The sequence below is a fragment of the Corynebacterium tuscaniense genome (assembly GCF_008693065.1).
In the GTDB taxonomy this organism is placed as follows: Bacteria; Actinomycetota; Actinomycetes; order Mycobacteriales; family Mycobacteriaceae; genus Corynebacterium; species Corynebacterium tuscaniense.
In genome coordinates, this window is sequence record NZ_VXKH01000212.1 from 1 (window position 1) to 520 (window position 520).

A 520-nucleotide genomic window follows, 5' to 3' on the forward strand; every position below is an offset into this window, starting at 1 on the left:
TTGGACATGGAGTCCGGTGTCTTTTTGGACACGGAATCCATGGTGTTCTTGGACATTTCTAGCGGCTTATGGTTGTAGCCTGCGTTTCGGCCGGGGCTTGGATAGTTTCGGGTTCATCTGGGGTGGTTGGCGGTGTTTCATTCCTTCGACAAGGTTGATGTTGACCTGACCACCTGGTGGCCTGTGGCTCAACGTGATCGGCAGCGGCACGCTGAAGAGGAATTCACCGTCATGGGCCGTGTAGAACTCCGCAATGTTATCGACTGTGACCGTGGAGTAGAGCCTGCGATTTTTAAACCTCAGACCAATGTAGAGACCGAAGCCGCACACGCGTACAACGCCATCTTTGCTCACACAGAGTTGGTCTGGGATGCCCCAATAGTTTGTTGAATTTGTCGTAGGCATCGTTAACGTAGGGGTATCGGTGGGAGGTATGCCTTGCTGAGCTGCCATGTCATCGGTGTTGGCCTCGTGTGAAGTTGCCGCTTCCGCGGGGCCGTTTAGCATGTCGGATACAGCT

The 520-nt window shown here is 53.8% G+C and carries 1 pseudogene; it reads right to left on the reverse strand.

What is annotated here, in order from left to right:
* Positions 1-66: 66 nt before the first annotated feature.
* Positions 67-520: pseudogene (locus F4V54_RS11330) on the reverse strand (transposase); the annotation flags it as partial.